This is a genomic window from Acidithiobacillus sp. TH-A35, from assembly GCF_057473505.1.
In genome coordinates this window covers 1-6799 of record NZ_JBYCKR010000274.1, presented here as the reverse complement: position 1 = coordinate 6799, position 6799 = coordinate 1, and the positions used below count along the sequence as shown (strand labels likewise).

10 protein-coding genes are annotated in these 6799 nt (G+C 60.5%); all 10 read right to left on the bottom strand.

All coding sequences use genetic code 11. The features are described 5' to 3' along the window. On the bottom strand, positions 1-175 hold a 175-nt coding region (locus AC2VNK_RS09070), incomplete at its 3' end, for a twin-arginine translocase subunit TatC (protein WP_486883524.1). Between the two features lie 150 nt (positions 176-325). After that, a complete protein-coding gene (gene tatB, locus AC2VNK_RS09065) occupies positions 326-697 on the bottom strand; it encodes a Sec-independent protein translocase protein TatB (protein WP_291520508.1) in 372 nt (123 codons plus the stop codon). Between the two features lie 6 nt (positions 698-703). Continuing rightward, entirely contained in the window at positions 704-922 is a 219-nt protein-coding gene (gene tatA / locus AC2VNK_RS09060; RefSeq protein ID WP_291520510.1) for a Sec-independent protein translocase subunit TatA, read from the bottom strand. A gap of 75 nt (positions 923-997) precedes the next feature. Continuing rightward, positions 998-1696 (bottom strand): bifunctional phosphoribosyl-AMP cyclohydrolase/phosphoribosyl-ATP diphosphatase HisIE, encoded by a 699-nt coding sequence (gene hisIE, locus AC2VNK_RS09055; RefSeq protein ID WP_486883523.1) that lies wholly within the window; start codon positions 1694-1696, stop codon positions 998-1000. Positions 1697-1769: 73 nt separating this feature from the next. Further along, entirely contained in the window at positions 1770-2531 is a 762-nt protein-coding gene (hisF, locus tag AC2VNK_RS09050; protein WP_486883522.1) for an imidazole glycerol phosphate synthase subunit HisF, read from the bottom strand. A 4-nt stretch (positions 2532-2535) separates the two neighbouring features. Next, the gene (gene hisA / locus AC2VNK_RS09045) at positions 2536-3264 is read right to left on the bottom strand and encodes a 1-(5-phosphoribosyl)-5-[(5-phosphoribosylamino)methylideneamino]imidazole-4-carboxamide isomerase (protein ID WP_291520517.1); all 729 of its coding nucleotides are present in this window, start codon (positions 3262-3264) and stop codon (positions 2536-2538) included. A 39-nt stretch (positions 3265-3303) separates the two neighbouring features. Further along, entirely contained in the window at positions 3304-3975 is a 672-nt protein-coding gene (gene hisH, locus AC2VNK_RS09040) for an imidazole glycerol phosphate synthase subunit HisH (RefSeq protein WP_486883521.1), read from the bottom strand. After that, positions 3972-4571: an imidazoleglycerol-phosphate dehydratase HisB gene (gene hisB / locus AC2VNK_RS09035; protein WP_291520521.1), complete on the bottom strand. Its 600-nt coding sequence runs from the start codon at positions 4569-4571 to the stop codon at positions 3972-3974. Before hisB ends, hisH begins: the two co-directional genes overlap by 4 nt. Further along, a complete protein-coding gene (gene hisC, locus AC2VNK_RS09030; protein ID WP_486883520.1) occupies positions 4568-5647 on the bottom strand; it encodes a histidinol-phosphate transaminase in 1080 nt (359 codons plus the stop codon). The genes hisB and hisC overlap by 4 nt, the downstream gene beginning before the upstream one ends. Further along, the coding region (gene hisD / locus AC2VNK_RS09025; RefSeq protein ID WP_486883519.1) for a histidinol dehydrogenase at positions 5644-6799 on the bottom strand (1156 nt) is incomplete at its 5' end. The genes hisD and hisC, both read right to left, overlap by 4 nt.

Here is a 6799-nt window from a genome sequence, read left to right as displayed (position 1 = left end):
GGTGGCTGCCCTTTGGTAATACATCAATGAGTGGGGCAGCAAGAATGTTATAAATCGTTTTAGAGAATGGATAAGAAACCAAAAAACCGGCGAAAATAGCGATCACTGCAAATAATACGCGGCGGCGCAATTCCAACAAATGGCCGATAAAAGTGTTCTCCGCCAACTTATCCATGCTTAAAAAATATCCTTAGGCGGTATTGATCTATTAGTGGGCTTGGAAATTGATAATCTGCAAGATACTTGGTGAAGGATCAAGCCATAGTGCGCAGACGTAATAATGGCGAACTCCGGCTAGCGCATCAGGTTATGACAGGCTATACAATCAATGCAGGCGGTCTTCCGGTCCTGGAGGCTCCGCATGCTGCACCGGTGCCGACAGGATATCGAGTTCACCTTGTTTTTGCTCTCCTATGACTTCCGGTTTTTCGTCACTCGCTTTAGGGGTGGCCGTAGCGGTAATATCCACAGGCAGAAGTTCTTCGTTGGCATACTCGCGCAGTTTGTTGGCTTCCTGGCGCAGATCATCCAGCAACAACTGCTGTTCGACCTCAGAACGCAAGCCCGTCACGGCGCGACGCATAGCGCCGTACCACTTCCCCGCAGTGCGCGCGAGCTCGGGCATTTTCTCCGGCCCGACCACGAGCAGCGCAATAATCCCGAGTAGCGCGAGTTCGCCAAAGCTGAAGTCGAACATAAGCGATCAGCGATTGACGGTTTCGTGTTCTTTGCTGGGCTGGACATCGACGTCAATGGTATGGCCGATGGTTTCCTTCTTTTCTTCCTCTTCCTTGACGGCGGAGCGGAAGCCCTTGATGGCAGAACCCAGGTCCGAACCCACGTGGCGCAGTTTTGCGGTGCCAAACAGCGCGACCACTATTAACAAAATGATGACCAGATGCCAGATACTAAAAGCGCCCATGACTGCTCTCCTTCCCCCGCAGGGGTTTACGCGCTACAACTAACGTTTTGACCATAGGAAAATAAGGCGGTTGCGTCAAGCTTGCGGACGTCGTGCTGCCTTCTCTTCCAGGCCGGAAACGCCTTCACGTCGCGCCAGTTCCCCGAGGACATCACCAATATGCAATTCCTGTTCCTCCAAGGCCACCATCAGGTGAAAGAGGAGGTCTGCCGCCTCTGCAATAATCGGTTTTGGCTCATGATTCTTGCAAGCGACGACAAATTCGGTGGCTTCTTCGCCCACCTTTTTCAATACCCGGTCCTGGCCCCCATGGAGCAGTTGTGCCACGTAGGATTGGCCGGAATCGGCCGCCCGCCGACTGTGTAGTGTGGCTTGCAGGCTATCGAGGATGCTGCCGGGGGGCGGGGCCTGATGCTGCCAGCCCCGCTCGCCGGGTTGGCCGAGGAAGAAGCAACTTTGCTCCCCGGTGTGGCAGGCCGGGCCTTCCTGAATGACACGCAGGAGAACGGTGTCGCCATCGCAGTCGAGACGCAGATCCACCAGATGTTGAATATGGCCGGAGGTCTCGCCTTTACGCCAGAGCGCCTGTCGGGAGCGTGACCAGTACGTGCCCATGCCATCACGGAGCGTCGCCAGCAATGCGTCGGCATTCATCCATGCCAGCATCAGTACCTGGCCGCTGCGGGCATCCTGGGCGATGGCAGGCACCAGGCCGTCCACATTCCAGCGCACGGCGGCGAGTATGGCGGCGTGCTGCGCTTCCCGTTCACTCATGATGGTCAGAACCCCTCGTTGATGTCTTTCTGCTCGATAATACGTAGGCTGCGCCTGACAGATGCGCTGTGCTTTAGCGGGTTTCGCGCACTGGAATCCTCGCGGCCGCCATCTGTGCCTTAACCTCGGAGATGCGAAACTGGCCGAAGTGGAAGACGCTGGCGGCTAACACTGCATCAGCATGTCCCTGCTGGATACCTTCGGCAAAGTGCTGAATTTCTCCGACACCACCCGAGGCAATCACCGGTACCGGTACGGCATCGCTGACGGCGCGGGTGAGGGCGAGATCAAAACCGATCCCCGTACCGTCCCGGTCCATGCTGGTGAGCAGGATTTCACCGGCACCATATTCGGCCATTTGCTGCGCCCAAGCCACCGCATCCAGGCCGGTACTGCGCCGACCGCCGTGAGTGAAGACTTCCCAGTGATCGTCCACCCGCTTGGCGTCAATGGCGACGACAATGCAGGAGTTACCGAAACGCCGGGCGGCGGCGCGTACCAGTTCCGGTTCATTCACGGCGGCGCTATTGATGCTGACCTTGTCGGCACCGGCGAGGAGCAGGGTGCGGATATCTTCGACACAACGCACCCCACCGCCTACCGTCAAGGGAATGAAGACCTGGGCAGCCACGGCAGATACCACATCGGCAAGGGTGCCGCGTTCTTCATAACTGGCGGAGATGTCGAGAAAGGTGATTTCGTCGGCACCCTCATCGTTGTAGCGTTTGGCCACTTCCACCGGATCGCCGGCATCGCGCAGGGCAACGAACTGGACGCCCTTCACCACACGACCGTGGTCGATATCCAGGCAGGGTATGATGCGCTTAGCGAGCATCTGCTTAGGCCTCGGCCTGGGCGCGGGCCTGGCTAAAGTCCAGGGTTCCTTCATAAATGGCGCGGCCGGTAATGGCGCCGGTGACGCCGTCGCCCTCGTAGGCCTTGAGCGCTAGTACCTGCTCCAGATTGGCGATGCCGCCCGAGGCGATGACTGGTACTGGCACGGCCTGAGCCAGTGCGACTGTCGCGGGAATATTAGGGCCACTGAGCATGCCATCGCGGCTGATGTCGGTGTAGATGATGGCCTCAATGCCGTCGGCGGCGAAGTGCCGGGCGAGGTCAATAGGATCATGACGGGAAAGTTTGGACCAGCCTTCAGTGGCGACTTTACCGTCGCGGGCATCAATGCCCACCATGATATGGCCGGGGAAGCTCACTGCGGCATCGGCGACGAAGCCGGGGGCTTTAACTGCCTGGGTGCCGATGATCACATAACGAACCCCGGCCTGGATGTAGGTTTCAATCTGCTCTTCACTGCGGATGCCGCCGCCGACCTGGATTTCAAGGTCAGGGAAGCGTGCGCAAATGGCGGCAATGGCCTGTGCATTTACCGGCTCCCCCTGCACGGCACCGTCGAGATCGACGATGTGCAGACGTTTGGCACCTGCTTCCACCCAGCGTTGCGCCGTGGCGACCGGGTTATCCGAGAAGACCGTGTTGTCTTCCATCCGGCCCTGCCGTAAGCGCACACAGTTCCCGCCCTTGAGATCGATGGCCGGAATCAACAGCATGACAACTTCCTCCCCACAAAGTTATTCCAGAAAACAGATTCAAATCGCACAGTTGGCTCCGCAATCGCCGTCCCAGCCGAGAAAATTCCCGAGCAGGCGCAGGCCCGCCGTGCCGCTCTTTTCCGGGTGGCATTGCAGGGCGAATAGGTTATCCACCGCCACCGCCGCACAGAAGGGAAAGGCGTAATCGCTGAAGGCCACGAGTATCTCGGGGGCGGAGGGTTCCACATAGAAGGAGTGGACGAAGTAAAAGTAGGCATTCTGGGGAACGCCAGCAAACAGCGGGTGTTCCACGAGTTGATGCAGCTCGTTCCAGCCCATGTGCGGAATTTTCAGGTGCCTGCCATCCGCGGCATGCAGGGCTTCTTCGGGAAAGGGGATGACCCGTCCCGGCAGCAAACCGAGCCCGGCGTGTTCGCCATGCTCCACACTGCTGTCCATGAGCATCTGCATCCCGAGGCAGATGCCGAGGAAGGGCCGGGTCTGCGCCGCAACGCGGACGAAGTCACTGAGCTCACGGGCTTCCAGCGCTGCCATACAGTCGCCGAAGGCGCCGACGCCGGGGAAGATGATGCGGTCCGTGGTGGCCAATTCGCTGGCCTGATCACTGACAATCGCCTTGCCGCCCAGATACTCCACGGCCTTGGCCACCGAGTAGAGGTTGCCCATGCCGTAGTCAACAATACCGACGCGGGTCGTGGCGGCGCTCATAGGGTCAGGGTGCCCTTGGTACTGGGCACGGTGCCCGCCATGCGCGGATCAGGAGCGACAGCCATGCGCAGGGCACGTCCACAGGCCTTGAAGAGGGTTTCGGCGATGTGGTGGGCATTGTTGCCACGCAAAGTGTCCAGGTGCAAGGTCACCTGTGCGTGGTTGACGAAGCCCTGAAAGAATTCATGGAAGAGATCCACATCAAAGCCGCCCACCTGAGCGCGGGGGAATTCGACCGCGAAGATCAGTCCGGGGCGGCCGGAAAGGTCCACCACCACCCGCGACAGCGCCTCGTCCAGCGGCACGTAGGCATGGCCATAGCGCTGGATGCCGGCCTTATCTCCCACGGCGCGGGCAAAGGCCTGACCGAGGGTGATGCCGATGTCTTCCACCGTGTGGTGAGCGTCGATATCCAGATCGCCCTGAGCCTGAATGTGCATGTCGAAAAGACCATGACGGACGATCTGGTGGATCATGTGGTCAAGAAAGGGTAACCCGGTGTGCAGGTCGGCCTGCCCGGAACCATCGAGATTCAGGGTGACACGGATCTGGGTTTCGAGGGTGTTTCTTTCGACTTCGGCTTGACGCGGATTCACAGTAAAGACTCCAGTACGGCCAGAAAGCGATCATTTTCGGCCGGTGTGCCGACGCTGACCCGTAGATAGTCGCTGAGACGGGGGTGGCCTGTAAAGGCTTTGATAAGCACCCCGCCTTCACGCAGTCCTGAGAACAGCGCCGCCGCCCGCCCGGGGGCGTGAAAGAGCAGGAAATTGGCGGCGCTGGGCCAGATCGAAAGACCGCAGGTGCTGATGGCCTTGAAGAGCCGTTCCCTCTCGGCACGTAGGATTTCGGCCTGAGCGTCCAACACTTCGGTATGACGCAGGTAGAAGGACGCGCTGCGCTGGGTAAGCACATTAATGTTGTAAGGCAGGCGCAGCTTATCCAGTTCCTGAATCCACGCGGCTGGCCCCGCCAGCATCCCCAGCCGCAACCCCGCCAGGCCCTCCTTGGACAGGGTGCGGAGCAAGAGGAGGTTGGGGGTGCGTCCCAGGCGATCGGCAAAGGTCGCTTGACTGAAAGCGTGATAGGCCTCGTCCACTACCACCAGGCCCGGCGCTGCAGCGACAATCGTTTCCAGATCGGTCTCGGGAAAGAGGCTGCCACTGGGATTGTTGGGCCAGTCGAGGAAAATGATGGCAGGTTGTTGCGCAGTGATGGCGGTCAGCATGGCCGGGAGGTCCAAACGGAAGTCCGCGTTCAGGGGAATGCCCACAAAAGACAGGCCGAGCTGTTGTGCCAGCAGGCGGTACATGACGAAACTGGGATCCACAGCCATGATGGGGCGCTGGCTACCTGCTACGGCGGTCACCAGAATCTGGATCAGTTCGTCGGAGCCGTTGCCGAGCATGAGCTCCACGCCATTGGGCAGACCGATATGCGCCTTGAGGGCGTCTATGAGGGTGTTGGGGTGCGCGTCGGGGTAGCGATTGAGGGGCGCATCGGCCAAGCTCTCCAGCCATTGCTCACGCAAGGCCGCAGGTAAGCCATAGGGGTTCTCCATGGCGTCAAGCTTGATGAGCCCCTCACCGGCTGCCACCGCATAGGCCTTGCTGGCCAGCAATTCCGGGCGGAGCAGGCTCTGCATCAGGGTTATCGTAGCGCTGTCGCTCATGACCCGGCTTTGGGGATACGGCAGGCTGCTGAACGGGCATGGGCGGTCAGACCTTCGCCCAGGGCGAGACGCTCGGCGATCCGCCCCAGTTGCGCGGCGCCGGCGGGGCTGCAGTGAATGAGACTGCTCCGCTTGACGAAATCATAGACGCCGAGGGGCGAGGAGAAGCGTGCGCTGCCGCCCGTGGGCAGCACATGGTTGGGGCCGGCCACATAGTCGCCGAGGGCCTCGCAACTGTGGATACCCATGAAGATGGCCCCGGCATTGTGGATGTCCGCCAGCCAGTCTTCAGGATTCTGCACGGCGAGCTCCAGATGTTCCGGCGCAATGCTGTCGGCAATGGCGCAGGCCTCGGCACGGTCGCGCACACGAATCACCGCACCCCGGTCTGCCCAGCTCTTGCGGGCGATGGGCGCGCGATCAAGTACGTTCAGCGCCGCATCAACGGCGGCGACCACCGACTCGATGTGGGCGTCGTCCCAACTGATGAAAATGCTCTGGGCAATCTCATCATGTTCCGCCTGTGAGAGCAGATCCCAGGCCAACCATTCTGCCGGTGCCGAGCCATCGCTGATCACGAGGATTTCGCTGGGTCCAGCAATCATATCGATGCCGACCCGGCCGAAGACCATGCGCTTGGCGGTGGCCACATAGATATTGCCGGGGCCGACAATCTTGTCTACTGCCGGGACGCTTTCTGTGCCGTAGGCGAGCGCCGCTACCGCCTGTGCGCCGCCGATACAGAACACCCGGTCCACGCCGGCAATAGCTGCTGCTGCCAGCACCCAAGGGTTCACCTGCCCCTGCGGGGTGGGTACAGTCATGATGATTTCCTTCACGCCGGCTACGTGCGCGGGAATGGCATTCATCAGCACGGAGCTGGGATAAGCCGCCTTGCCGCCGGGCACATAAATCCCCACCCGGGACAGGGGCAGGATGCGCTGGCCCAGCACCGTGCCGTCGGCCTCGGTAAAGGTCCAGCTTTCACCGCGCTGGTGCTCGTGGTAACTGCGGATACGTTGCGCCGCCTCTTCCAGGGCAGCCCGCTGGGTGGGCTCCAGACTGATGAGCGCTGCATCCCAGGCACTGCGGGGGATTTCCAAATCAGCGGCGGAAGCCGTCGTCACCCCATCAAAGCGCTCAGTGTACTCG